Source organism: Halosolutus sp. DAT137 (genome assembly GCF_059736405.1).
The window spans coordinates 150427-174181 of the sequence record NZ_JCAQID010000002.1 but is presented as its reverse complement, the minus strand read 5'-3'; the positions used below and the strand labels follow the sequence as shown (position 1 = coordinate 174181).

Sequence of the window (23755 nt, the reverse complement as noted above, 5' to 3'; positions counted from 1 at the left end):
CCCGTGACACTGTCGTTGTAGATTCAGTGGCTCCGACAGATCATCTGATATCGTCTCGCACTAGATCGGATCGTCCGTTTCGAGTGCCGCCTCGAGTGCCTCTTTTTCCGTCCCGAGTGATTCGAGTTCGTCCTCGATTCGGCCGTCAGCTAGCCGTTCGCGCTCTTCGGGGGTCACCTGCGCGACGGCCTGGGCAGCCGTCTGGAGTCGATCGTACTCCTCGCTGCGTGCGAGCAGCCGAACCCGTCGCAACGCCGCGACGGTCTCCTCGGTGGCGACGCGTGCGACGAACGGCTGGTACTCCCGCGTCCGTCGCCGAAGGGCACCTGCCGGGCCGGGGGGCCAATCGATCGTCAACGGCTCGGCGTCGATCCCTTCGAGATACGTCTGCTGGGTCGCGACCCGTCGTTTGAGTCGGTCGGCGTCGTCGACGTAGTGTGAGAGCTTCGATCGGGAGTAGTCGGCGTACTCGAGCAACTCGGGAATCGTGTACTCGCCGGCCGGGGCGTCTTCGACGAACTCGCGGACGTCCTCGGGTGGCTGCTCGTATTCGACGAAGGGGTACCACCGGCTGCGATCGAGCAGCGAGAATACCTCGCGGGCGGAGGCCGATTGTCGGTACTCGACGAACGCTTCACGGATCGCGTCGTTGTAGGCGTCGATCGGCTCGCGGAGTTCCTCGACGGGCGCGTCGAGGTCCGCATCCGCGAGTTCGAGCAGTCGCTCGCGGTCGCTGATCTCGTCGTCGATCTCTCGAATTCGCTTGCCGGCCGCCTTGCGGGCATCTGCGAGCGCTTCGCGGGCGGACCGGCGTTGCTCGAGCAGGTCGTCGTACCGCTTTGCCGGTTCGAGAGCGGCGTGGGCGTTCTCGAAGTCGGATTCGCTCAGCCGCCGTTTGTCGATCGCTTCCAGCGCGTCCTCGAAGGCGGTCCGGTTCGCGAGATCCTCGGGCAGATTCTCGACCAGCGAGGCGAACTGCCCCTCGAGTTCGATGTACGCCTTGAAGTTCTCCCGGCCGGTTCCGGTTGCCCGATCGACGTACCGATCGAGCAGGTCCGTCGCGTCGCGGTAGGCCGCTGCGGCGTCCGAAACGGCCTCGCCGCCGTGCGCTTCGATCGCCGCCTCCGCGTCGGCCAGTCGCGTTCGGGCCGACTCGAGGCGGTCGATCGTCGGTGGCGTCTCGTCTGCGTCCGTGCCGTGGCGGAGGCGTTCGGTCATGGTGTTATTCGTAGACGGCGTCGGGGTCGAACACCTGCTCGCCGACGCTCTCGCCGTCGATCGTGCGGTAGAAACACGATCGGTGGCCCGTGTGGCAGGCACCGCCCGCCTGGTCGACGAGGTACAACAGCGTGTCCGCGTCGCAGTCGACCCGGATCGATTCGACCTGCTGAGTGTGGCCGCTCGTCTTTCCCTTCTCCCACAACTCGTCCCGACTCCGGGAGTAGTAGTGTGCCCGTCCCGTCTCGCGGGTGCGTTCGAGCGCCTCGGGAGAGACGTAGGCGAGCATCAGCACTTCGCCCGTCTCGGCGTCCTGTGCGACGGCGGGAACCAGTCCGTCCTCGCCGAAGTCGACGGCGATGTCGTCCATGTCCGAACGCATGACCGTCCGGGCGATAGGTCTTTTGCCGCACCCCGTCGATGACTGCAGGCCAACGTGCCGGTGTCGATCCCTCGCTATCCGCGGGCCAACGTTTATTCACACGCGTGTGGGCAGGAACCCGTGATGGCCGACTACACCAAGACGAACTACCGCGACGTCGACGACCAGCACGGGATGCACTTTCTCCGCGACGAACTGAACTGCGAACACATGGGCGTCACCGTCGTCGAGTGCGACCCCGGCTGGGAGGGCAAAGAACACGACCACGCCGAGGAGGACCACGAGGAGGTGTACTTCCTGATCGAGGGCGAGGCGACGGTCACCGTGGAGGACGAGTCGGTCGAGATGACTCCAGGCGACGCGATCCGGATTCCGCCCGACGCGACCCACCAGATCCACAACGGCGACGCCGAGAGTCGGTTCGTGCTGATGGGCGCGCCGTAGCGTCTTCTCCCGTCGGATTCGATCGTCGCCGCCCTCGTTTCGGTTCGCGATCAGTCTCGTCTCTCACCACTCCCGTTCGTACTCGACGCCCTCGTCCGTCACGATCGCGAGGGTCGCGCTCCGGGCCACCCGTCCACCCGTCTTGACGTGGCGTTCGGGCAGCAGCGGCAGCGAAACCGGTCGGTAGGCGTTGGCGCGAATCGCGGCGATACCCGCGTAGCGACCGACCTCGCCGCGGCGATCGTAGACGTGAATGCGCTTGTCCGCGCCACGACCGTATCGGTACGGAAAGACGTCCGGGTCGGGACCGGGACAGGTCAGTTCGGCGGCCGACTCGAGGACGGCCTGGATCGCGCCGTCGGCCTCGAGCAACAGCCGCGGGTCGTCGGTATCCGTCGGCTCGCGATCGGTCGCGGTCACTTCCTCCTCTCTACTCCCTTCCATCACGGGCGAGTCCGTCTCCGCCCGTGGCTCCTCTCGCCACTGGGGCTCCTCGTCCGATCGAACGCAGGCGTAGCGCCCGTCGGTCAGTGCGATCCGGTCCGGAATCGAGTAAAACTGGCGACGATCGTCCGCGCGGTCGCGGAGGAGGAACGGCTCGCCAAGGATTTCCCGAGCCTCCGCCAGTCCCCATTCGTCGACCACGAGCACGGGCGCACGACCCGCGTGGGCGGCCGCTGCCACGCTGGCGACGATCGACAGCGGCGTGACCTCCCGCAGGCGACCGACGGATAGCGGTGCGTCTGACCCGTCGACGGGGTGCTCGCTGCCGGTCGCCACGACCGGTGTGTCGGCGTCGACGGGGTCCGGACAGCGGTAGCCGCGATTACGGAGGTCCGCGACCACGGCTCCGAGTCGCGATGAATCGTCGGTGGTCATCGATGCACGTAGGCGGCCGAACGACAAGAGCCTGCGGCCGACGTGGAGCGACCGAACCGGTATGACGATCGAACGGATGTGACGCCCTCGATCCGACGCGACACGCTCTCGGGCAAACTTCCTCTCACTCGCCACCCTCACCCGTTTGGCACCAGCGCCATCTCGTCCCGCCCCGTTCGCTTCGCATGGACAGATCGGAACTCCGGCACGCGTGGGACGCCGTCGCCGACGACTACGCCCGCAGTCGCCGAGCCGACGGCGAGGACGCCGCCCTAATCGACGAGTTGCTCGCCGGGCTGCCCGCGGACGCGACCGTGTTGGATATCGGCTGTGGCGACGGAATGCGAACGCTCGCGAATCTCGCGGGCGTCGATCGAATCGGTCTCGATATCTCCGGCCGCCAACTCGAACTCGCGGCGGAAACCGTCTCCGACGCCCACCTCGTGCAAGGGGAGATGACGGCGCTCCCGCTCGCAGCGGATTCGATCGACGGGATCACGGCCTACCACGCCGTCTTTCACGTTCCGCGCGCCGAGCACCCGGCGGTCTACGACGAGTTCGCCCGCGTCCTCGAACCGGGCGGGCGGCTCCTCGCGACCGTCGGCTCGAGTCGGTACGAGACGGTTCGCCGGGACTGGCTCGGCAGCGGACAGTCGATGTTTTTCAGCACGCCCGGTCGCCGCCGGACCCGCCGGGCGCTCGAGGCGGCGGGCTTCGAGATCGTCTGGGAGCGCCGCGTCGACGACCCGCTCGGGAGCTCCGTGCCGTTCGTGCTGGCCGAGTATCAGGGGTGACGCCGGCGGCCGGTTGATCCAGACCGGCCCGTTCGGAACGCCGGTCCGTCCGCCACCAAGATTATCACGGACCCCTGCAATTCCCGGGTATGAACCGCCGGTCGTTCCTGGCGGTGGTGACGGGCGGGACCGTCGCGACCGCGGGGTGTCTGGGTGACGACACCGTCCTTGAGGAGACGGTCGAAGAGGAGACCGTCGTCTCGTTCAACGCCGACGCCAGCGCGACGATCGAGGTCACGCTGCGGAACGATCGGGGGCGATCGGCGGCGGCGGCGGTGTTGCGCGGGCTGGACGCCGGCCACGTGGCGAGCCTCGATACGGAGTCGGGCGAGACTGTCACCATCGAGGGGCTTTCCGGCGGCTCGTACTACGTCGTCATTATCCCGGACGAGGAGGCGAGCGTGGAAGTGACGGTCGTCGGGTAGTGCGTGTGATAGCGGCGCGGTTCCCGGCGATCTGGACGACCGGCCGATCGATCGAATCGGCAGGGGTCGGCATGCACCGGCCGATATCGTGTCTGCTGAGTTTTATGCTACTGTCTCTCAAATCGGGTCGTATGACGGACGAGGACGATTTCGCGATCGTCGCGTACGATGCCGTCTCCCAGGAGGAGTTCCCCGAGTCCGGTATTGGCCACAGAAAGCTCACCGAACCACTCGGCTGTACCGAGATACGTATCAACACGGTGACGCTAGAACCCGGACAGGCCACGGCTCCACACGCCCACGAACGACAGGAGGAGGTGTACGTCGCAGTCGACGGCGGCCACGTCAAACTCGCTGGAACGGTCCACGAAGTACCTCGCGGCGGCGTCGTTCGCATCGGACCCGACCCCGCTCGGAGCATCCGAAACGAAACCGAAGACGAGACACAGACGTGGCTGTTGTTCGGTGCGCCACCCCTCGGCACCGTCGACGACTTCGGCGAGTACACGATGCCGGATGGCTGATCGAATCGGAACACGGCTCCTGCGGTCTGCTGTACCGATACACCGGCACAACCGGGGATGGGGCGCGATTGGACCGGAACTGACGTCCAGTCGTCCGTCTCAGTCGCGATCGAGTTCCGAAATGGTCCCCGTTGCGGTGGTGCTTCTGGACTCGGCACCGACCTCGACAGGCTCGCCGTCCTCGAGGAGAATCATGTTTGCCGTCCCGAAAACGCCGGTACCCTCGTCGACGTCGTGGTCCCGGTCTTCGAGTTCCCGAACGGTCGCTGCGGGGAAGTCGGATTCCACCTGGAGCGTGTTCTCGACGGCGTAGGGGTACTGCGTCGACGGAAACGCCGTGCTCACGAACCGGGGCCGATCGATCGCTTCCTGTGGGCCGAGTCCGAACTCGACGACGTTGAGGAACTGCTGTGTCTGGCCCTGCGGTTGCGTGTCGACGCCGGTGTTCCCGCCGAGAATGTACGGCTGGCCGTCGCGTAGCGCCATGTACGGGTTGGAGGTGTGGCGAACCGTGTACCCGGGCGTCAGGCGGTTGGGGTTGTCGTCTTCGAGTGCGAGCATCCGCATCCGGTTATTGATGTGGATCCCGGTGTCGTCGATAACGAGAAACTGCGCGCCGAGGCTGGTCGTCACCGCGGCCGCGTTCCCGTCCGCGTCGACGACGTGAAAGGTGGTGGTGTGGTCCGCGTCGGTCGGCCGTGACAGTGACGCGGATTCATCCGCCGACGTGGACAGGTCGGTGTCGATCGGCCACGTCATCGCCTCGTCCATGTCGATTCGATCGCGCCGGGTCGAGGCGTAGTCGTCGTCCAGCAGGTCCTCGACGGGGACGTCGACGCGCTCAGGGTCGCCCACGTGTTCGTACCGGTCTGCGAAGGCGAGTTTGATCGCCTCGATCTGGAGATGGACGGCGTCGGCGTCGTCCGGTTCCATCTCCTCGAAATCGTACTCCGTCAGTACGTCGAGCGCGAGCAACTGGGTGATCCCCTGGCTGTTCGGCGGGTTCTGGAACACCTCGGTGTCGTCGTCGTACTCGATCGCGATCGGGTCGACGATCTCGGCTTCGAACGTCTCGAAATCCTCGAGCGTGAGATAGCCGCCGTTCTCGTCGGAAAAGTCGACGATCGCATCGGCGATCGGGCCGCGATAGAAGTGGTCCCGTGCGGCCTGGACCGCCTCGCTTCGCCCCTCCGAACGGCGGTCGTCGTACGCGTCGACGAGTTCATCGAAGGTGTCGGCCATCGCTTCCTGGGTGATCGTGTCTCCGGCCTGAACGAGTTCGCCCTCCGCCTCGTAAATATCGGCCGTTGCGGGGCGCTCGTCGATCAGCGACGCGTCGTCCTCGAGCCAGTCGGCCAGCCCCGTGCTGGCGGGATAGCCTTCGCGGGCGAGCGCGATCGCCGGCGAGCAGACGTCCTCGAGGTCGAGCGTGCCGTACTCGTCGAGCCACAGCATCCAGCCGTCCCAGGCACCGGGGACGATCGCCTGGTGGATTCCGTCTTCGTCCGCGCGGGCCTCGTAGTCGTCCCGCGTCGCCTCGGAACCGACAGGGCCGACGCCGTCGACGCTGGTCACCTCCTCGTCCGCGGCGTCGTAGTACAGCGCCCAGGTGCCACCGCCGAGAGCCGAGGAGAACCACGGCTCGACGACGCTCAGCGCACAGGCGACGGCGATCGCAGCGTCGGCCGCCGTCCCGCCGTTCTCGAGTACCTCGAAGCCGGCTTCGGTTGCGAGGTCGTGCTGTGAGACGACGGCAGCGGGTGTCGAGTCGGATTCCTGACCGTCGGCTGCTGCCGCGCGGGTGGAAAATCCGGCGACGGTTGCGACACCGACCCCGCCGCCTGCCAGTAGCAACTCGCGTCGATGCACGTTCGTGCACATAGCCGATCGCCGTCGATCTCGAAATAAAATGCCACGGGATGTTTCGAGACGTAGCACGCTATTACCGGCGAATCGGCCGACGCCGCCGGCACCGACTCGGCTCCATCGGGCGGCGATATCGACCCTTTCGGCCGGGAAACAGTTGGAATCGCCGTGACGGCCCGGTCAGGCCTGGCCGTTCAGCGTGATGTAGTCGACGCCGAGAATCCGTTCGTCGGTTTCGAGTTCCGCCTTGGCCTCCTCCGGCACCTGGCTGTCGACGTTGTAGACCGTCAGCGCCTCCCCGCCGATCGTCTCGCGGGCGTTGAACATGCCGGCGATGTTGACGTCGTACTTGCCCATGATGGAGCCGATGAGGCCGATGACGCCGGGTTCGTCGGTGTTGCGCGTGACGACCATCTTTCCGTGGGGGATGGCGTCGACGCGGTAGCCGTCGACGCGGACGATTCGCGGGTCGTCACCGGCGAAGAGCGTCCCCTCGACCGTAACTTCGTCGTCACCGTTGCTGACGGTGACGGAGACGAGACTCTGGAAGTCCTCGGCCTGACGGGTTTTGGATTCGGTGACGTCGACGCCGCGGTCCTCCGCGATCTGGGGGGCGTTGACGGCGTTGACTTGCCATTCGAGCGGTTCGAAGACGCCTTTCAGTGCGGAGGCGGTGACGAACTCGACGTCCTCGTCAGCGATGTCGCCCTGATAGGTGACTTCGACGCCCTCGATGCGCCCTTTGAGCAACTGGGCGGCGACCTTGCCCGCGGTCTCAGCAATTTCGATGTACGGTTTGAGACGGGGGAACGCGCTCTCGTCGATCGACGGGGCGTTGAGCGCGTTCATCACTGGCTCGCCGGCCAGTGCGGCGTTGACCTGCTCGGCCGTCGAGGTGGCGACGTTCTCCTGTGCGGCTTCCGTCGACGCGCCGAGGTGGGGCGTGACGATGATATCCTCGTGGTCGAGCAGCGGCGAGTCAGCCGACAGCGGCTCCTCGGCGAAGACGTCGAGTGCCGCGCCAGCGACGGTGCCGTCCTCGACTTTCGCAGCGAGGGCGTCCTCCTGAATGATGCCGCCGCGACCGACGTTGACGATGTAACCACCGTCGAGACGATCGAGTTCCTCTGTGCCGATCATCCCCTCGGTCTCCGGGGTCAGGGGCGTGTGGATCGTCAGGAAGTCGGCCCGGTCGAGACAGGCCTCGAAGTCGACGAGTTCCGCGCCGAGTCGATCGGCTCGGTCCTCCGAGATGTAGGGGTCGAACGCGACAATATCCATGCCCAGCGAGTCGAGTTTCTTGGCGACCTCCTGGCCGACGCGGCCGAGGCCGACGACGCCCAGCGTCTTCCCGTCGAGTTCCGCGCCGAGATACTCGCTTTTCGCCCACTCGCCGTCTTTCAGGCGGATGTGTGCCTGCGGGATCGATCGGGCCGCGGCGAACGTCATGGCGACCGTGTGCTCGGCGGCCGCACGGACGTTGCCTTCGGGGGCGTTGGCGACGATCGTGCCGTGGTCGGTCGCGGCGTCGATGTCGATGTTGTCGACGCCGATACCCGCACGGCCGACGATCACGAGGTCCTCGGCGGCGGCGAGCACCTCTTCGGTGACTTCGGTGCCGGAGCGAACGATCAGTCCGTTCGCGTCAGATACCGCCTCGAGGAGGTTTTCACCCTCGAGTTCGTAGCCTGTCTCGACCTCGTGGCCGGCATCTCTGAGAACGTCCAGACCCGCGTCCGCGATCGGATCCGTGACGAGTACCTTCATGCGCGAGACAATCCGCTGGAAGGTGTAAACCCTTCCGTTGTCGCCGCCAGTGGCAAAAACTACCTCCTGTGTAAAAATTTGACTGCGGGCGTGGGGGAGGGTGCTGGCGGAGTTCGGTCTGTGATCCCTCTCAGAGCGTTATCAACACCGCGCCGGTGACGATCAGCCCCGCGCCGGCGACGACGCCTTTCGTCACCCGTTCCAGATCGCGCAACAGGACGGCCGCAGCCGCCAGGGTAAACAGCGGCGCGGTCGCGACCAGCGGATCGACGATCGCGATTCGGCCGTCCTCCAGCCCCAGCGCGGCCATCAGCGAGAGCATCGCGACGGTCGTCAGGAGGCCGCTGCCGACGAAGTAGCGGTAGCTTTCTCGGGATCGACCGCGGACGGTGGCGCGCTTGCTCGTCAGGACGAACGCGATTAGGACGATCAATCCCGCCGTCTCGTTGATCGCGACTGCCTCGAGCGCCGACAGCGGCGTCTCGAGCATTCCGTACCGGCGACTGACGTTCGCGACGGCGAACGTCGCCGCGGCGGCGATCGGCCACAGAAGGTGGCGCGGTTCCCACCCGCCGATGTCGCCGCCTTTCGAGACGGTCAACGCCGTCAGTCCGGCCACGAGAACGACGATTCCGAACCCCGTCACCGGCCCGACGGGTTCGCCCAGGGCAGCGAGTGCGATCAGCGTCGCGAACAGCGGGCGCGTGCTCAAAATTGCGCTGTTGAGACTCGCGCCGACTTTGTCGACGCCGACGAAGATGGTGATTCGGCCGATTGCCGTTCCAATGACGCCTGCGAACGCGAATACGGCCAGCGCTTCCCAGGTCAGTCCCGCGAACGCCGATCGGCCGTACAGCACGGCGATCGCGAGCCAGTAGATCGTCGAGTCGACGAGTACGACGACGAGCGATCCCTGCACGGAGCCGCCGCCCGCGGCCATCCCGCGCTTGTCGAAGATCGGTGCGACTCCCCAGAAGAGCGCCGTGAGCACCGCGAGGGCGACTACATCGACCGACGCGGTGCTCATCTCACTCCCTCCGGCGCCGTCGCTACCATTGTCGGTACTGGGGGCGGCCGGCCGGTCAATATTGCGATACCGGCGGCCGAGGCGGATTTCGGCGGGTGAGATGAGATATGCGGCGAGTTCCGGTTCGAAAAGAGACGGGGCGACGGCGAACACCAGTCAGTATTTACCGCTCGGTTAAGTATGCGTTACCGAGCGATGTCGCCCCCATTCTCCGACCGTCAGCCGTCGGTCGCCGACGCCTCGTCTGCGTCATTCGATCCGGCGGCCTCTCCAGCGGTGTCAGAGCCGGCGGTCTCCGCGATTACGATCGTCGAGGCGTGGCCGCGACCGGGCTTCCTCGAGACCGGATTCGAGAGCACCACCCAGGCGGGTATCGTGGTCGGACTCATTCTGCTCGGGTCGGTCTTGTTGGCGCGACTCGTTCTGTGGGGAAGTCACCGGTACCTGGATGGCGAGAACGCCGAGACGACGTTCGGCCGCGTGGCGTTTGCCGAAATTCACACCCCGCTGGCGATTTCGATCGGACTGCTGGGGATTCACCTTAGTCTGGAGATCCTCGCCCTTCTCGACTCGACGCCGATCGCCGGGATCATCAGTTCGCTGCTGATCATCCTCTGGGGGCGGGCCTCGATCCGGATCGGTCGCCGCTGGATCGACCTCCTCCACGAGCGAGACGAACACTACGAGTTTGCGCCGATGTTCGGGAATCTCTGGACGATCGTCGTGGTCGTCGGTGCCGCTCTCCTGTTGCTCTCGGTCTGGAACCTCGATCTCACCCCGTTTCTCGCCTCGGCCGGCATCATCGGTATCGTCATCGGCTTCGCCGCCCAGGATGCGATCGGGAACCTGATCGGCGGCGTCGCGCTGTACTTCGACAACACGTACAAGGTCGGCGACGTAATCCGGGTCGAGGGCGATATGCGCGGAACGGTTACCGATGTCGGCATCCGGAGCACGACCGTCCTGACCCAGGACAATCTGCTCGTGACCGTGCCGAACGCGATGTTGAACTCGTCGCAGGTGGTCAACGAGAGTTCGCCACAGCGACACATGCGGCTCAGAATCCCGATCACGGCCGCGTACGGCACCGACTACGAGACGGTCGAAACGCTCGTTCTGGAGGTCTGTCAAAACTGCTCGCTCGTCCGCAATTCCCCGACGCCACGAGTTATTTTCCGAGAGTTCGGCGACTCGGCGCTCGTTTTCGAGCTTCAGGTGTACATCAATCATCCGTTAGTCGAAAAGCGCGCGATCGATCGGATCAATCGCGGCGTCTACGACGCCTTCGACGAGGCCGGAATTACGATTCCGTTCCCACAGCGGGAACTCAGCTTCCTGGACGAGTCGGAGTCGCGCCACAGCTTCGACGAGCGACTCGCGACCGAGCCGGGGGGCGACCGGGACTGACAGTCGTTCGATCGAGGACCGATCGGCTCTCCGCAGTGCCACCGACGTGCTCTCCGCTCGTGGGAGTTGCCACCGGCACTTATATTCGCATCTCGCGTAGTGAAACGCCCATGTACGATCGAATCCTCCTTCCGACTGACGCAGAGAGCGGGACGGAACTGGCGACCGAACACGCGATCGCACTCGCAGACCACACCGGTGCCGAGTTGCACCTGCTGTACGTCGTCGACAGCGATGTCTACAGCTCCTACACCGGCGACGAGTACGTCCACGAGTTCGAGGGACTCGAGGCAGCACTCGAACAGATCGGGGAGGACGCACTCGAGAACGCGGCCGGAATCGCGCGCGAAGCGGGACTCCAACCCACGATTGCTGTCCGACACGGCCGGCCGCACGAGGAAATTCTCCGGTACGCGTCGGCCGAAGATGTCGATTTGCTAATCATGGGATCGAAGGAGCGATTGGGCGAGTATCGTCGCTTGCTCGGGAGCGTCACCGATCGCGTCGCGCGGCTGGCCTCACGGCCGGTGACGATCGTCAAGACGCCGGTCGAGGAGTGATCGGGACGAACCCGGATAGAGAACGGCCGGGACGAACCTGGACGGGGCAGGACCTGAACGAAACCTGAACTGGTTTATTCGGTGGCCCACAAGCAGGGGGCGATGACAGTCGTCGCTTTCGACTTCGACGGGACGCTTTCCGATTCCGAAATGACCGTGTTGCTCGGCGAGCGCTGTGGCGTCGCCGACGACATGGCCGAGATTACCGAACGGGCAATGAACGACGAGATCGGCTACGCCGAGAGCCTCCGCAAGCGGGCGGCGCTGCTCGAGGGACTTCCCACGGAGGATGCCACAGCGGCGTTCGATCGCGTCGAACTCCGACCGGGCGCTGGCGACCTGATCGCGGAACTGAACGAGGCCGGCGTCACGACGGCCATCCTCACGGGCGGCTTCGAGCGCGGCGTCGCGGCCGCTCTGGAGCGCGAAGGGGTGTCGGTCGATCACATCGTCTCGAACCGGCTGCCGATAACCGCGGACGAAACCCAACTGACCGGCGACGTGGAGGGATCGCTCATCGAGGGAACCAAAGACGACGCCCTCGAAACCCTGGCCGACGAGGTCGGCGTTTCCCTGGAGGAAACCGTCGCCGTCGGGGACGGGGCCAACGACCTGCCGATGTTGCAGGTCGCCGGTCTCTCGATCGGATTCGAGCCAAAACCCGCCGTCGAGCCACACTGCGAGGTCGTCGCGACCTCGATGGCCGACGTTCGTGAGATTCTCGTCGAACGCGGCGTTTTCGACGGCCAGTAACGATCGCCGCGGATCTCGACCGCAAAAATCAGCTGTTTTTGGGATCTGTCGTCGTGACGAGCGCGGCGGCTACTGGTCGATCTCGTGACGGTACTGGTGCTCGGAGACTGGTACGGTCGAACCGACTGCAAAAACGAACGCCTAGCTCAGCCGTCGATGCGGTCCATGATCAGGTCGACCGGCTCCGGCCAGCGAGCGAGGACGCCGCCCGTGAGGGCGAAAATGGCGGGGAAGAGGATACCCGCAAAGAGAATCGCGTCCGCCGTTACGACCGAGTACGCGATGTCGGCGTCGTTCTCCCAGCCGGCGAGGAACGAGGCGACGACTGCAAGTACCAGCCACCCCGGAACGACGAGCAGCGAGGTCTTAGCCGACTCCTGGAGATCGCCGGCGTCGGCGTACCGTGACAGCCCGTATCCTGCAGCGATCAGGACGATCGCCGCGCCGAGGACGATCAGCGGGACGGCGAACGCGATGGAGAGGCTGGAAATCTCACCGGCCCCGATCGCGCTGATGAGGTCCGTCGTGTCGCCGTCCTGCTGGAGTTCCGCTCCGAGGCCGCCGAGAAGCGTCAGTCCCGCAGCTTCCCACGCTGCAGCCATGTTCTCGCCGTCCGAACCACCCGCCGTGAACGAACCCAGAATGACCATCACCGTCGCGACGTAGCTCAGCAAGAACGCGCCCGCACCGAAGATCGCTCCCTCCTTTATCGGCAGGTCGGTCCCGCTGTCGGTCGCGACCGGTGCTCGTTCAGCCACGTTCCCGTCTCCCTGTTCCCCTTCGTATTCGAGTTGATTATCGTCTGCCATCGGTGACACATCATACAGGAAGACTTTATAATTTACGACACTAACCATTCAGTACCGCATAGATACGCTGACAGCCGGCCGTTTACGGGTGCTTCTGGGTCGACCTTTTTGAACAGTATTTATATCAATACGCACATGTCAGCCGAAAACATATCCGCTACTCGGAAAAAAGGCTCGTGTGGACCGGCGCGAACGACGGGGACTCGTCTTTCTCGGGTTTCGTGTCGGTGATCATCCGCCCCGTGAGCCCGCTCGACAGCAGTTCCGACAGCGGTGGGCCGACCTTCTCGGGTTCGACGAGGAACGCGTCGTGGCCGTGGTCGGACTCGACGACGTGGTGGGCGACGTCGACGCCGGCACTCCGGCAGGCTTCGGCCAGCGCCTCGGACTGTTCGACGGTAAAGTGCCAGTCACCGGTAAAAGAGAGCAGGAGTAATTCCCCCTCGAACGCCGCGAGGGCGTCGGCGTCCGACTCGTAGCCCGCCGATAGATCGTAATCGTCCATCGCCCGGGTCATGTAGAGATAGCTGTTCGCGTCGAACCGATCGGTGAACTTCTCGGCCTGGTAGTCGAGATAGGATTCGACCTCGCGGTAGGGGAAGAAGGCGGCGGCGGGGTCCGGCGGCTCCTCGCGGACCGCTTCGCGCCCGGCCGATCGGCGGCCGAACTTCCGGGCCATCGACGGCTTCGAGAGGTACATGATGTGTCCGATCTGGCGAGCGCGAGCCAGTCCGGCTTCGGGTTCGGGACCGTCGTAGTAGTGGCCGCCGTTCCAGTTCGGATCGCTGGTGATCGCTCGCCGGGCGACGGTATCGAGTGCGAGACACTGCGCGTCGAGTTTGGCCGCGGCGGCGACGGCAGCCGCCCGCTCGACGTCGTCGGGATAGCGCCGCAGCCAGTCGAGGACGTTCATGCCGCCGACGCTGCCGCCGACGACGGCGTGAAGTCGACCGACGCCGAGTTCGTCGAGCAACAGTCGCTGGGCGCGAGTCCAGTCCCCGACCGTGACGGGCGGGAAATCGGTGCCGTAGGGCTTGCCCGTCTCGGGGTTCTGGCTCGCTGGTCCCGTCGTTCCGTAACACGAACCCGGGTTGTTCGCACAGACGACATAATATTCGGTGGTGTCGATCGCTTTCCCTGGTCCGACGACGTCGCCCCACCAGGCGCGGGCCTGTCCCGCGGTCTCGTCGCCGGCGTCGGGCCGGCGGGCGACGTGAGCGCTGCCCGTCAGGGCGTGGCAGACCAGCACCGCATTATCGCCAGTAAATTCGCCGTAGGTCTCGTAGGCCACCTCCAGCGAGGGAATCGTCTCGCCGGACTCGAACCGAAACTCGCCGAGATCGATCGTCTCCTTGGTCGTCATCGGACACCAGCCCGGTCCCTCGCCGTCTCCGATCGTTCCGGTGCTGTCGGATACCCGTGAGCCGTCGGACACCGACCCCCCGTCCGACGAACGCACAGCCATCTCCTGGTGGTCATGTGTATGATGCATAATCGCTCACGGATTTATGATCCACAGTTACGGCAAGATTCGCAGCTTACTGGTCGCGTTGGGGCGTCTCATCGAAACCGCCGGTCGACCGAACCGCCGGTAGAGCCAAGTCGAGAGGCCGGACTCACTCCGGTTCGGGCGCGGGACAGGGTGGCCTGCACTCCGATGGTTCGTGTCTCATCCCTCTCTCTGCAGCGAATTTACACCTAGCCTACATATGGTTTGGTTCGGTACGCTTCGGCATGTTGCGGCGGAACATCCTCGCCACGGCCGGACCGATCGCGCTTTCTGGCTGTCTCTCCACTGGCGAGCGGGACGGCAGCGATGAGGAACCCGAGACGGATGCCGGTCGACCGATCGCCACGCTGGCAGACGCCTCCGTTCGAGAGTATGCGGAGATCGCCGACGTACCGAGCGCCGACGACGAGGCCGTTCGACGGTTCGAACGCGAGGAGTCACTGATCTGGATGCAACCGTTGGAACTCGGTCTATCGATCGAAGCTAGCGTCGATCGCGGGCAGGTAACGACCGAGCGACCGGCAACGCTTACGGTGTCGGTCACCAACGAACGCGACGAGCCGGTTCCCGTCGATTCGGCGGACTACGGTGTCCTTCCACATCGCGAGAGTATTACCGAGGATCCGACACAACTCGCGCTCTGGCCGACGGAAGACGCGCCCGATCCTGAACGGGCCGACGGAGAGTGCCTCCGGCTCGATACCGGGATCGGGTATCATCCGGATACGAGACCATACGAGTACGAGACGGGGGAACGACAGACGAACGGCTACGAGTGCTGGATGCCAACGGACTCCTCGCGGTGTTTCCCACCGGGAACCTATCGCTTCGAACAACAGTATATGTCGGAGGGGGCGGCGCTCTCGATCGACGGCGACGAGCAGATCCTCTGCTGGTGGACTCTCGTCGTCGAACTCGCGGCGGCCTGACCGCCGTTAGCTCGACGCGTCCCCGGATTCGGGTGACGAGCCGGCGCGTGAGGCTGCCTCGATCGCCTGGTCGAGATCCGCCAGAATGTCCGCGGGGTCTTCGATCCCGACGGACATCCGGATGAGGTCGTCGGTCACGCCCGCTTCTTCGCGTTCCTCGGGCGTAAGCTGACCGTGGGTCGTGCTCGCGGGGTGGATGACGAGCGTCTTCGCGTCGCCGATGTTCGCGAGGAACGAGGCGAGGTCGACGCTCTCACAAAAGACCTTGCCCGCCTCGAAGCCGCCTTCGAGGCCGAACGCGACCATGCCACCGTAATCCGACAGGTACCGCGAGGCGTTGTCGTGAGTCGGGTGATCCTCGAGTCCGGGGTAGGTGACCCACGCCACGTCCTCGTGTTCGGCCAGGTAGTCGGCGACGATCGCGGCGTTCTCGCAGTGTTTCTCGACTCGTAGCGGCAATGACTCGATTCCCTGGAGGGTCTGCCAGGCGTCGAACGGCGACTGCTGGTTGCCCAGACTCCGGAGCGATCGGAACCGGGCGGTCGCGGCGAAGGGCGCGTCGGAAAAGTCCCGCGAGAAGTCGACATCGTGGTAGGCGTGGTTCTGGCCGGCGATTTCGTCGTAGCCGTGGTCGCCCCAGGGGAAGTCGCCGCCGTCGACGAGCACGCCGCCCACGGTCGTTCCGGAGCCGTGGAGCCACTTGGTCGTCGACTCCCAGACGACGTCCGCGCCGTGTTCGAGCGGACGACAGAGTGCGGGCGTCGCGAAGGTATTGTCCACGACCAGCGGGACGCCGTTGTCGTGGGCGATTTCGGCCACGTGCTCGAAGTCCGGCGTCACGAGCGACGGATTGCCGATCGTCTCGACGTGAACGAAGGCGGTGTCCTCATCGATCGCCTCGGCGTAGGCGTCGTATGCGAGGGTGGGGACGAATTTCGTCTCGATGTCCCGCCGGCTTGCGGTCTTCGCGAAGTAGGCGGTCGTCCCGCCGTAAGTGTCGGTCGAACAGACCACGTTGTCGCCCGCCTCGGCGAGGATCAACACGGCGGAATCGAGCGCGGCCATCCCGCTGCCCGTCGCGACCGCGCCCGCACCGCCCTCGAGGGCTGCGAGGCGGTCTTCGAGCGTCGTCACCGTCGGGTTGGCGATTCGAGAGTAGATGTAGCCGTCGTCTTCGAGCGCGTAGCGCGCCGCCGCGGTGTCGGCGTCCTCGAAGACGTAGGAGGTCGTCTGGTAGATCGGCGGTGCCATCGCACCGGTCTCCGGGTCGGGGGACTGGCCGGCGTGGACGCTTCGTGTGCCGAATCCCGGCTCCGGAGGGCCGTCGTCGGACCCGTCGCTGGCGTCGTCGTTCATGTTTAGTGTGCATACTCCTCTACGTTCATATGCGTCTCAGTAACGGCAAAAACCGCTGGTCGTGCGTGTCATTCTCTCGTACGAATCCGCTCGATCGATCACCCCCTGGCCCAGTCGCCGGATTCGCGGCAATTCGTCGCCGCGGGCGTCCGTTTCTCGCTGACCAGCCGCCGCTACCCGTGTTCGATCCCGCCGAGCAGCGTCCGAATCGCACCGGATTCGGCCTCGAAGCCGATCGCCTGCGGGTAGACCGCGACCGGCACGACGAAATCGTCGCCGTGGGCGACGGCCTCACCGACCTGCACGAACACGTCGATCGAGAGTCCAGCCGAGAGGAGGCGCGCGCGGGCACGGTAGCGAGTGACGGTCGTCTCGCGCCCGAGAATCGAGACGGTTTCGTCGTCGACGCGGCGAACGTCGCGAATCTCGTCGTACCGACTCTGGATCAGTTCGACCAGATCGTCCGTCGAGTACTCTCCGACCGGGTTCACCGTCCGCCCGAGGATCGATATCTGGGGCGTGCTCAACACTACGGCGATCGCCGCCTGAAACCGCGGAAGCCCCGCGCCGAGGGAGACCGATCGATCGTACTCGGCGTACCAGTTCGTCACCGTGATCGTCCGCTCGAGTCCGAATCGGCCAACCGTTCGCTCGATCGGGAACACTTCGACGGTGCGTTCGGCGTATCCCGTCTCCGCGAGTGCTTCCCGTCCGACCCGCGCCGCCGTCGACGACAGCGTTTCGGATGGCAGGGAGAGACAGCCAGCGAGTCCGGCGAGTCCGGCGGCCCCACCCGTGGCGAGTACGCTTCGTCTCGTGAACGTCACTCGCGTCTAGAGGTACTCAGACGATGAATACGTGTCGCCTGGCGGGTACGGCGAATCGTCGTCTCACTACCGAACCGAGACGAACGGCTTGATAGGTTCGTAGCCCCAACTCCCTCGTGTGCACTCGAGTGACCGCGATCGGGTCGTCCTCGCCGCCGTCGTCTTCGCCGTCCTGTTTTCGCAGGTGGTGCTCTATCCGGGCGTGGCGACGCTGGTGGCGACGCTCGGGGCGGATGCGACGACATCGCCGTTCGCTGCGACGGCCCTCGACGCGAGCATGTGGTTTCTGGTTGCGGAGTTCGCCGCCTACGTCGCGTTCGTCGGCGTCTGGGGGCTCGCAAGCGACGTGACGGGCCGGCGGACGCCGTTTATCGTCGCCGGCGCGCTGGCCGGCGCGATCGGGTACGCCACACTCGCCGCCGTCCCCGCGCTGGGAACGATTCCCTTCGAGGGCGTGCTGGTCTTGCGGATACTCCAGGGCGCGATGACGATCGGCGCGTTCTCGCTGACGATGACGATGCTGATGGACCTCGACGGCGGCCACGGCCGCAACATGGGCGCTGCCGGAATCGCGATCGGTCTCGGTGCGGCGCTCGGGGCACCCATCGGCGGGCGACTGACCGAGGTCGATCCGATCGCACCCTTGCTCGCGGCCGCGGCGTTGCTGGTCTGCGTCGGCGGTCTCGTGACGCGGGTCGACGACCGCGCGCCCAGTGAGCGCCGAACCGTTCGCGCGCTCGTCGACGGCATTCGCCATCGTCCGATGCTATCGCTCCCCTACGCGTTCGGCTTCGTCGATCGTCTGACGGCGGGGTTTTTTGCGCTCGTGGGGACGCTTTACTTCCAGGAGGTGTTCGGCGTTGGCGCGGCGACGACCGGCCTGTTACTCGCCTGTTTCTTCGCGCCCTTTGCCCTCCTCCAGTACCCGCTGGGTGCGCTCTCCGATCGCATCGGCCGGACGGTTCCGATCGTCGTCGGCTCGTTGTGTTACGGCGGCGGGATTCTCGCCGTCGGTGCAGCGCCGTCGGTCACCACTGTAGCGGCCGCCATGGTCGCCGTCGGCGTCCTCGGCGCACTGGTTGCCCCGGCGACGATGGCGCTGGTTACTGACATCGCAGCCGAAAGCGAACGCGGGGTCGCGATGGCTGGATTCAACCTCGCCGGCAGTCTCGGCTTCCTCGGCGGCTTCCTCGTCGGCGGCTTCGTCGCCAGCACCTACTCGTACGAACTCGCGTTTCTGGTCGTCGGGGGTCTCGAAATCGCGATCGCCGTCGCCGCGGTGCCCGCGTTCGTCCACGTTTCGATGAATCGAGCCGGCGGGGTCGGCACCGGCGGACGTAATGATTTATAAGTCAAATATCCGAGATACCGGCCATCGATCTAACCCCTCAAATGGCGGCTTTATGCCTGAAACGGTCGAATTCTGTGGTATGAGATTCCATCACAATGTGCCAGCAGAGGGTGTTAATTTTTATGTACTCAGCCCTAACCCCCAGTTGATGACTCGACCCGATGATATTTCGCGGCGAAAAGCACTGAAACTCGCGGGCGCGGCAGCAGCAACCGCGACGATCGCAGGGTGTTCGAGCGACGACGGCGGTAACGGTGGCGAAAACGGTGACGAGAACGGTGGCGGAAACGGCGGCGGAAACGGCGGCGAAAACAACGCCGATGCCTGGGAAGGCGTCACCGAATTCTCCCTCATCGGCGAGACCGGTGGCTGGGAGGGTGACTCGCCCGACCCGATCTCCGGCGCAACGAACCCGACGCTGTACCTGACCGAAGGCGAAGAGTACACGGTCGAGTGGGAGAACGGCGACGGAATCGAGCACAACTTCGAGGTCATCGACGGTGACGAAGAAGCGCTCGAAGAGTCCGACTTCGAGAGCGAGCAGGGCGCGACCGTCTCGCTCACGTTCGAGGCGACCGCCGATATGGCGGAGTACCGCTGTGAGCCCCACCCACAGCAGATGCGCGGATCGATCGAGATCCAGTAAGGCGACGCTGGTGACAGACGAACGGCGACGACTGCCGACGCCGTAGCGGTTTCTCGCTTTCATTCTTTTTGGTGGCTTGGTGACCCGAACAGCGATCGCTCTCGGCGGGCGTCGCTTCCCTCGAGGCCGATCGATCGGCGTGCCCGAACGCTGTCCTCGGGACCGACCGTCTCCGCCGTTGGATGCGTCTCCGCGATCTCGAACGGCTGATCGACGCGCGGCGACTGTCTATCTGATTACTTACAACTATGGTCTTTGAGCCGGAATGCTACTTGGTACCGTATCTCGGCGAATATGGGAACAAGAGACACTGTATCCTCCGAATAGCAATACTCAAGTGCCCGAGTCCCATTTCGAATTGAAATGACTACACAGCGAGATCTCCTCCTCTTCGCCGCACTCGCGATCGCCTGGGGAACCGCCTTCGGCGCGATCGAAGTCGGCCTCGCGACGCTGCCGCCGATCCTCTTCGCCGCGCTTCGCCTCGACGTCGCCGCGCTGGTGTTCGCGGGGGCGATCGTCGCCCTCGGCCTCGAGTGGCGACCGCGAACGCGGGAGGACTGGCTCTTGATCGCCGTCGCCGGCGGACTGATGGTCGGGGCCCATTACGGCCTGCTGTTTCTCGGGCAGTCGTACGTCTCGAGCGCCGTCGCCGCGATCGTCCTCAGTCTGACGCCGATCGTTACCCCGCCGATCGCGATCGCGTTGCTGCCCCAGGAACGGCTCCGAGCGCCCGCCGCCGTCGGGCTGGCCGTCGGCCTTGCCGGGGTCGTCGTCATCGCGCTCTCGGGCGGCGCGCTCGACGGGCAACTGGTCGGCGTCGGGCTGTTGTTCGCCTCGGCGCTCGTCTTCGCGCTCGGGTCGGTGCTGACCGAGCGGATACACGAAACGCTCCCGGTCGTCTCGTTCCAGACGTGGGCGATGGGCGTCGGCGCGATCGTCCTCCACGGACTGAGCCACGTCCACCCCGGCGAGACCGCCCCGACCCTCGGGGTCGCCCTGACGCCCGCGACGATCGCCGCGGTCGGCTATCTCGCCGTCATCCCCACCGCTGGCGGTTTTCTCGCCTACTTCGTCCTGCTCGATCGGGTCGGCGCGAGCGAACTCAGCCTGGTCAACTACGCCGTGCCGCTCGTGGCGGCGGTCGTCGGCTGGGTGCTGCTCGGGGAGTCGATCACGCTCGCGACGATCGCCGGCTTCGGCCTCATCCTGGTCGGCTTCGCGTGCTGTAAAATCGGCGCGCTCTGGAAGACTGCGGGGCCTGTCATCGGGTACGGTCCCACGCGACCCGCGACGGCTCCGGGACCGACGGATGTCGTCGTCAAAGGCAACGTCTACGTCTCGACTCCGCAGTCCCCCCGTACGACTGGAAGGGCACCGGGCGGCGACTGAGAACCGTCGCGTCGATCGAATTTTGATATTGAGTCGAGTCTGCCCACAGGCGACGTGACATCAAAAGTACCATGCCCCCTCGCGACGCAGTGGCGCGTACTCAGGTGGTTTCTGTGACCGAAAAACGCGAATACACGGGCAACTATCCCGACAAGACGCTGTATATTCCGGGTCCGACCGAGGTGCGCGAGGACGTCATCGAGGCGATGTGCGAGCCGATGTTCGGCCACCGGATGGACCGGATGACCGACCTCTATACGACCATCGTCGAGGACACGAAGGAGTTCCTCGGCACCGACAACGAAGTCGTGATTCTCACGGCCTCCGGAACCGAGTTCTGGGAAGCCTCGACGCTCAACCTCGTCGACGAGCACATCCTCGTGGCAACGTGTGGGAGCTTCAGCGAACGCCACGCCAACGTCGCAGAGCGACTGGGCAAGAGCGTCGATCGACTCGAGTACGAGTGGGGCCAGGCGGTCAAGCCCGAGGACATCCGCGAGGCACTCGAAACGAGCGACAACCACTACGACGTCGTCGCCTGCGTGATGAACGAGAGTTCGACCGGCGTTCGAAACCCGATCGAGGAGATCGGCGACGTCGTCGCCGATTATCCGGACACCTACTTCGTCGTCGACGCCGTCTCCTCGCTGGGCGGGGACTACGTCGATATCGACGAGCACAACGTCGACGTCGTCTTCGCCTCCTCGCAGAAGGCCTTCGCCATGCCGCCGGGCGTCGCGATCTGTGCCGTCAGCGACGACGCCTACGAGCGCGAACTCGAGAACGACTCGGCGTCGTGGTACGGCGGCTTCCAGCGAACGATCGACTACTACGAGCGCAAGGGACAGACCCACTCGACGCCGGCGATCCCGATCATGCTCGCCTACCGCAAACAGATGAAGTACATGCTCGAGGAGGGCCACGAGGCCCGCGACGAGCGCCACCGCGAGATGGCCGAATACACCCGCGAGTGGGCGCGCGAACACTTCGATATGTTCCCCGAGGAGGGGTACGAATCGCAAACCGTCAGTTGCATCGAGAACACGCAGGGGATCGACGTCGCCGAGACGATCGACGCCGTAAGCGACGAGTACGACATGGTCTTCTCGAACGGCTACGGCTCCGCCCTGGGAGAGAAGACGTTCCGCATCGGTCACATGGGCGAACACGACGTCGAGAGCATCAAGGAACTGACCGACGCGATCGAAGACGTCGCCGGGCTGTAAGTCGGCGTTCGAGACGCCGGACGAATCGTTCCGACCGATTTCGCGTTCGGTCGATCGTACTCGGCGTCGCTTGCCGACGACTATCGGAACAGCCCGAGGAGGCGATCGAGAACGTCTCCGATCAGGTCCACGAACCGCTGAAGCGCGGACACGACCCGCTCCAGAATCGACGCCGACTCACCGAGAAGGTCGCCGCTCTCGCCCCCGTTTTCGCTCTCGCGCTCGTTGCTATCCGCTGCGCGATCGGCGCCGACGGCTGCGCGAGCGTCCACGAGGCCGTGTCCTTCTTCGCAGGTGTCGAGGACCGTCTCCGCCGTCTCGGTAAGTGTCCGCCGGACCGCTTCGTTCGGGTTCGAATCGTCCTCTCCGCGCTCCCAGACGAGCGCCGCGACGCCGGTGACGAACGGACAGGCGATGCTCGTCCCGCTGGCCTCGGCGTACTCGTTCCCGGCGATGGTCGACGTGACGTCCGTCCCCGGAGCCAGCAGGTCGACGGCCGAGCCGACGCTGCTGTAGGACGCCAGCGTGTCGCCCTCGTCCATCGCGGCGACCGCGACCACGTCGTCGTGGGTCGCCGGATAGGTCATCGTCTCCTCATCGCAGGACCCGTTCCCCGCGTTCCCTTCGTTTCCGGCCGCGGAGAGGAGGAGGTGACCCGCTTCCGTGGCCGATTCGATCGCTTCGTCCACCGCGGCGCTTCCGCCATCGCCCCCGAGGCTCATCGAGACGAGCTCGACCTCGTTCGACATGCACCAGTCGATTCCGGCGACTAGCTCGCTGTATCGGCCCTGGCCGTCGTCGTCGAGCACCTTCACGGCGTAGAGGTTCGCGTTCGGGGCCGCACCGACGACACCGAGGTCGTTGTCCGCCGCGGCGGCGACGCCGGCGACGTGGGTCCCGTGGCCGTGGCGGTCCTCGTAGTCGCTCGGCGGCCCCGCCGCCGTGAAGTTCCGGCCTCCCGCAACCGATAGAGTACAGTGGTCGGTCTGGATCCCCGTATCGAGGATCCCGATATCGACGCCCGTCCCGTCCGGTTCGACGTCGGTGACGCCGATCCGATCGTGTCCCCACGACGCCCGCTGCTCCGGGTGGGTAGAACAGTCGTCTTCGTCGGGTGGAAGCAACACGTCGAGTAGAGACGGGCTCCAGCCGCCGGGAATTCCCGTTTCGTCGTCCTCCTCGACGGAGGCGACGCCGCCGGCGGCGAGTAAGTCGTCGAGCCGACCCGCGGGGACTTCAGCGACCACGAAGTCGAAATTATCGTACTCGAGGACCGTCGTCCCGCCGACGGTCTCCACGACGTCGAGGATGTTGCCGACGGGTCCGCTTTGTGGGTGGACGAACACTCTGCGAGTGTCCGACGCCGATGTCGCCCGTGAGGCCGACGCTGACGCCGTGTTTCCCAGCAGTCCCACAGAAACGCCGGCACCGATGCCCTGCAGGAGCTGACGCCGACTGAGAGTCATGCTGGCTGGAAAGTCAAGCGAAGAAATAAGCTTTCGGTACTATGCTGGCGTACGCGTCACCGTCTCGTCTGCGAAAGCTGTGTTCGCGACACGACGATCGGCGGTAAATGACTACAAGAGTCCCTCTGAAAGGGAACGAAGTGCACGTTTGATCGAACGTCGTCGAGAGTCCACCTCCGGCGCACCCGCTTTGCAAA

Annotated in this window: 23 protein-coding genes; 12 read left to right on the top strand and 11 right to left on the bottom strand. The window is 65.3% G+C overall.

Annotation, left to right across the window (positions count from 1 at the left end):
* Window positions 1-60 precede the first annotated feature (60 nt).
* Together AC6I6L_RS06890 and hisI are read right to left on the bottom strand one after the other, a co-directional pair.
* Window positions 61-1218, bottom strand: a complete 1158-nt coding sequence (locus AC6I6L_RS06890; protein ID WP_497916999.1) for a DUF7118 family protein — start codon at window positions 1216-1218, stop codon at window positions 61-63.
* Between the two features lie 4 nt (window positions 1219-1222).
* Window positions 1223-1588, bottom strand: coding sequence for a phosphoribosyl-AMP cyclohydrolase (hisI, locus tag AC6I6L_RS06885; protein ID WP_497916998.1), 366 nt, complete (start codon window positions 1586-1588; stop codon window positions 1223-1225).
* Window positions 1589-1723: 135 nt separating this feature from the next.
* Between hisI and AC6I6L_RS06880 the strand changes: the two genes are divergently transcribed.
* A complete protein-coding gene (locus AC6I6L_RS06880) occupies window positions 1724-2044 on the top strand; it encodes a cupin domain-containing protein (protein ID WP_497916997.1) in 321 nt (106 codons plus the stop codon).
* Between the two features lie 63 nt (window positions 2045-2107).
* On the opposite strand, the gene AC6I6L_RS06875 is transcribed toward AC6I6L_RS06880, so the two are convergent.
* Entirely contained in the window at window positions 2108-2923 is an 816-nt protein-coding gene (locus AC6I6L_RS06875) for a hypothetical protein (protein WP_497916996.1), read from the bottom strand.
* A gap of 185 nt (window positions 2924-3108) precedes the next feature.
* On the opposite strand from AC6I6L_RS06875, the gene AC6I6L_RS06870 reads away from it, so the two are divergent.
* From AC6I6L_RS06870 to AC6I6L_RS06860, 3 genes are all read left to right on the top strand, one after another.
* Window positions 3109-3717, top strand: a complete 609-nt coding sequence (locus AC6I6L_RS06870) for a class I SAM-dependent methyltransferase (RefSeq protein WP_497916995.1) — start codon at window positions 3109-3111, stop codon at window positions 3715-3717.
* Between the two features lie 89 nt (window positions 3718-3806).
* Window positions 3807-4142 (top strand): hypothetical protein, encoded by a 336-nt coding sequence (locus AC6I6L_RS06865; protein ID WP_497916994.1) that lies wholly within the window; start codon window positions 3807-3809, stop codon window positions 4140-4142.
* Between the two features lie 131 nt (window positions 4143-4273).
* Window positions 4274-4666, top strand: coding sequence for a cupin domain-containing protein (locus tag AC6I6L_RS06860; protein WP_497916993.1), 393 nt, complete (start codon window positions 4274-4276; stop codon window positions 4664-4666).
* Between the two features lie 99 nt (window positions 4667-4765).
* Here AC6I6L_RS06860 and AC6I6L_RS06855 read toward each other — a convergent pair whose 3' ends face one another.
* From AC6I6L_RS06855 to AC6I6L_RS06845, 3 genes are all read right to left on the bottom strand, one after another.
* Entirely contained in the window at window positions 4766-6547 is a 1782-nt protein-coding gene (locus tag AC6I6L_RS06855; protein ID WP_497916992.1) for a gamma-glutamyltransferase family protein, read from the bottom strand.
* 165 nt (window positions 6548-6712) lie between these two features.
* A complete protein-coding gene (gene serA, locus AC6I6L_RS06850) occupies window positions 6713-8299 on the bottom strand; it encodes a phosphoglycerate dehydrogenase (protein WP_497916991.1) in 1587 nt (528 codons plus the stop codon).
* A 130-nt stretch (window positions 8300-8429) separates the two neighbouring features.
* Window positions 8430-9326, bottom strand: a complete 897-nt coding sequence (locus AC6I6L_RS06845; protein WP_497916990.1) for an EamA family transporter — start codon at window positions 9324-9326, stop codon at window positions 8430-8432.
* Between the two features lie 195 nt (window positions 9327-9521).
* On the opposite strand from AC6I6L_RS06845, the gene AC6I6L_RS06840 reads away from it, so the two are divergent.
* The 3 genes from AC6I6L_RS06840 to serB all read left to right on the top strand — a co-directional run bounded on the left by AC6I6L_RS06840 (window position 9522) and on the right by serB (window position 12046).
* Window positions 9522-10733, top strand: a complete 1212-nt coding sequence (locus tag AC6I6L_RS06840; protein WP_497916989.1) for a mechanosensitive ion channel family protein — start codon at window positions 9522-9524, stop codon at window positions 10731-10733.
* 110 nt (window positions 10734-10843) lie between these two features.
* On the top strand, window positions 10844-11293 hold the full coding sequence (locus AC6I6L_RS06835; protein WP_497916988.1) for a universal stress protein: 450 nt from the start codon (window positions 10844-10846) through the stop codon (window positions 11291-11293).
* Between the two features lie 102 nt (window positions 11294-11395).
* Window positions 11396-12046, top strand: a complete 651-nt coding sequence (gene serB, locus AC6I6L_RS06830; RefSeq protein ID WP_497916987.1) for a phosphoserine phosphatase SerB — start codon at window positions 11396-11398, stop codon at window positions 12044-12046.
* Window positions 12047-12192: 146 nt separating this feature from the next.
* On the opposite strand, the gene AC6I6L_RS06825 is transcribed toward serB, so the two are convergent.
* The gene (locus AC6I6L_RS06825; protein WP_497916986.1) at window positions 12193-12855 is read right to left on the bottom strand and encodes a DUF7978 family protein; all 663 of its coding nucleotides are present in this window, start codon (window positions 12853-12855) and stop codon (window positions 12193-12195) included.
* A 157-nt stretch (window positions 12856-13012) separates the two neighbouring features.
* On the bottom strand, window positions 13013-14218 hold the full coding sequence (gene metX, locus AC6I6L_RS06820) for a homoserine O-acetyltransferase MetX (RefSeq protein WP_497917103.1): 1206 nt from the start codon (window positions 14216-14218) through the stop codon (window positions 13013-13015).
* A 371-nt stretch (window positions 14219-14589) separates the two neighbouring features.
* On the opposite strand from metX, the gene AC6I6L_RS06815 reads away from it, so the two are divergent.
* Window positions 14590-15294 carry a hypothetical protein gene (locus tag AC6I6L_RS06815; protein ID WP_497916985.1) on the top strand — a complete coding sequence of 235 codons (705 nt, stop codon included), beginning with the start codon at window positions 14590-14592 and terminating at the stop codon, window positions 15292-15294.
* Window positions 15295-15300: 6 nt separating this feature from the next.
* Here AC6I6L_RS06815 and AC6I6L_RS06810 read toward each other — a convergent pair whose 3' ends face one another.
* Entirely contained in the window at window positions 15301-16650 is a 1350-nt protein-coding gene (locus AC6I6L_RS06810) for an O-acetylhomoserine aminocarboxypropyltransferase/cysteine synthase family protein (protein ID WP_497916984.1), read from the bottom strand.
* A gap of 173 nt (window positions 16651-16823) precedes the next feature.
* Window positions 16824-17477, bottom strand: coding sequence for a DUF6517 family protein (locus AC6I6L_RS06805; RefSeq protein ID WP_497916983.1), 654 nt, complete (start codon window positions 17475-17477; stop codon window positions 16824-16826).
* Between the two features lie 118 nt (window positions 17478-17595).
* On the opposite strand from AC6I6L_RS06805, the gene AC6I6L_RS06800 reads away from it, so the two are divergent.
* The 4 genes from AC6I6L_RS06800 (at window position 17596) to AC6I6L_RS06785 (ending at window position 22092) form a co-directional block, all read left to right on the top strand.
* Window positions 17596-18828: an MFS transporter gene (locus AC6I6L_RS06800; RefSeq protein ID WP_497916982.1), complete on the top strand. Its 1233-nt coding sequence runs from the start codon at window positions 17596-17598 to the stop codon at window positions 18826-18828.
* A 148-nt stretch (window positions 18829-18976) separates the two neighbouring features.
* A complete protein-coding gene (locus tag AC6I6L_RS06795; RefSeq protein WP_497916981.1) occupies window positions 18977-19474 on the top strand; it encodes a cupredoxin domain-containing protein in 498 nt (165 codons plus the stop codon).
* Between the two features lie 363 nt (window positions 19475-19837).
* A complete protein-coding gene (locus AC6I6L_RS06790) occupies window positions 19838-20866 on the top strand; it encodes a DMT family transporter (RefSeq protein ID WP_497916980.1) in 1029 nt (342 codons plus the stop codon).
* A gap of 113 nt (window positions 20867-20979) precedes the next feature.
* Window positions 20980-22092, top strand: coding sequence for a pyridoxal-phosphate-dependent aminotransferase family protein (locus AC6I6L_RS06785; protein ID WP_497916979.1), 1113 nt, complete (start codon window positions 20980-20982; stop codon window positions 22090-22092).
* Between the two features lie 80 nt (window positions 22093-22172).
* Here AC6I6L_RS06785 and AC6I6L_RS06780 read toward each other — a convergent pair whose 3' ends face one another.
* Window positions 22173-23558, bottom strand: coding sequence for a S8 family peptidase (locus AC6I6L_RS06780; RefSeq protein ID WP_497916978.1), 1386 nt, complete (start codon window positions 23556-23558; stop codon window positions 22173-22175).
* Window positions 23559-23755: the final 197 nt, after the last annotated feature.

Coding starts and splice junctions, on each gene's coding strand:
- AC6I6L_RS06810 (WP_497916984.1), bottom strand. CDS start 16,650: ATGAACGACGACGCCAGCGACGGGTCCGACGACGGCCCTCCGGAGCCG.
- AC6I6L_RS06835 (WP_497916988.1), top strand. CDS start 10,844: ATGTACGATCGAATCCTCCTTCCGACTGACGCAGAGAGCGGGACGGAA.
- AC6I6L_RS06795 (WP_497916981.1), top strand. CDS start 18,977: ATGACTCGACCCGATGATATTTCGCGGCGAAAAGCACTGAAACTCGCG.
- AC6I6L_RS06880 (WP_497916997.1), top strand. CDS start 1,724: ATGGCCGACTACACCAAGACGAACTACCGCGACGTCGACGACCAGCAC.
- hisI (WP_497916998.1), bottom strand. CDS start 1,588: ATGGACGACATCGCCGTCGACTTCGGCGAGGACGGACTGGTTCCCGCC.
- AC6I6L_RS06865 (WP_497916994.1), top strand. CDS start 3,807: ATGAACCGCCGGTCGTTCCTGGCGGTGGTGACGGGCGGGACCGTCGCG.
- AC6I6L_RS06840 (WP_497916989.1), top strand. CDS start 9,522: ATGTCGCCCCCATTCTCCGACCGTCAGCCGTCGGTCGCCGACGCCTCG.
- AC6I6L_RS06860 (WP_497916993.1), top strand. CDS start 4,274: ATGACGGACGAGGACGATTTCGCGATCGTCGCGTACGATGCCGTCTCC.
- AC6I6L_RS06890 (WP_497916999.1), bottom strand. CDS start 1,218: ATGACCGAACGCCTCCGCCACGGCACGGACGCAGACGAGACGCCACCG.
- AC6I6L_RS06780 (WP_497916978.1), bottom strand. CDS start 23,558: ATGACTCTCAGTCGGCGTCAGCTCCTGCAGGGCATCGGTGCCGGCGTT.
- metX (WP_497917103.1), bottom strand. CDS start 14,218: ATGACGACCAAGGAGACGATCGATCTCGGCGAGTTTCGGTTCGAGTCC.
- AC6I6L_RS06815 (WP_497916985.1), top strand. CDS start 14,590: ATGTTGCGGCGGAACATCCTCGCCACGGCCGGACCGATCGCGCTTTCT.
- AC6I6L_RS06845 (WP_497916990.1), bottom strand. CDS start 9,326: ATGAGCACCGCGTCGGTCGATGTAGTCGCCCTCGCGGTGCTCACGGCG.
- AC6I6L_RS06870 (WP_497916995.1), top strand. CDS start 3,109: ATGGACAGATCGGAACTCCGGCACGCGTGGGACGCCGTCGCCGACGAC.
- AC6I6L_RS06875 (WP_497916996.1), bottom strand. CDS start 2,923: ATGACCACCGACGATTCATCGCGACTCGGAGCCGTGGTCGCGGACCTC.
- AC6I6L_RS06855 (WP_497916992.1), bottom strand. CDS start 6,547: ATGTGCACGAACGTGCATCGACGCGAGTTGCTACTGGCAGGCGGCGGG.
- AC6I6L_RS06825 (WP_497916986.1), bottom strand. CDS start 12,855: ATGGCAGACGATAATCAACTCGAATACGAAGGGGAACAGGGAGACGGG.
- AC6I6L_RS06790 (WP_497916980.1), top strand. CDS start 19,838: ATGACTACACAGCGAGATCTCCTCCTCTTCGCCGCACTCGCGATCGCC.
- serB (WP_497916987.1), top strand. CDS start 11,396: ATGACAGTCGTCGCTTTCGACTTCGACGGGACGCTTTCCGATTCCGAA.
- serA (WP_497916991.1), bottom strand. CDS start 8,299: ATGAAGGTACTCGTCACGGATCCGATCGCGGACGCGGGTCTGGACGTT.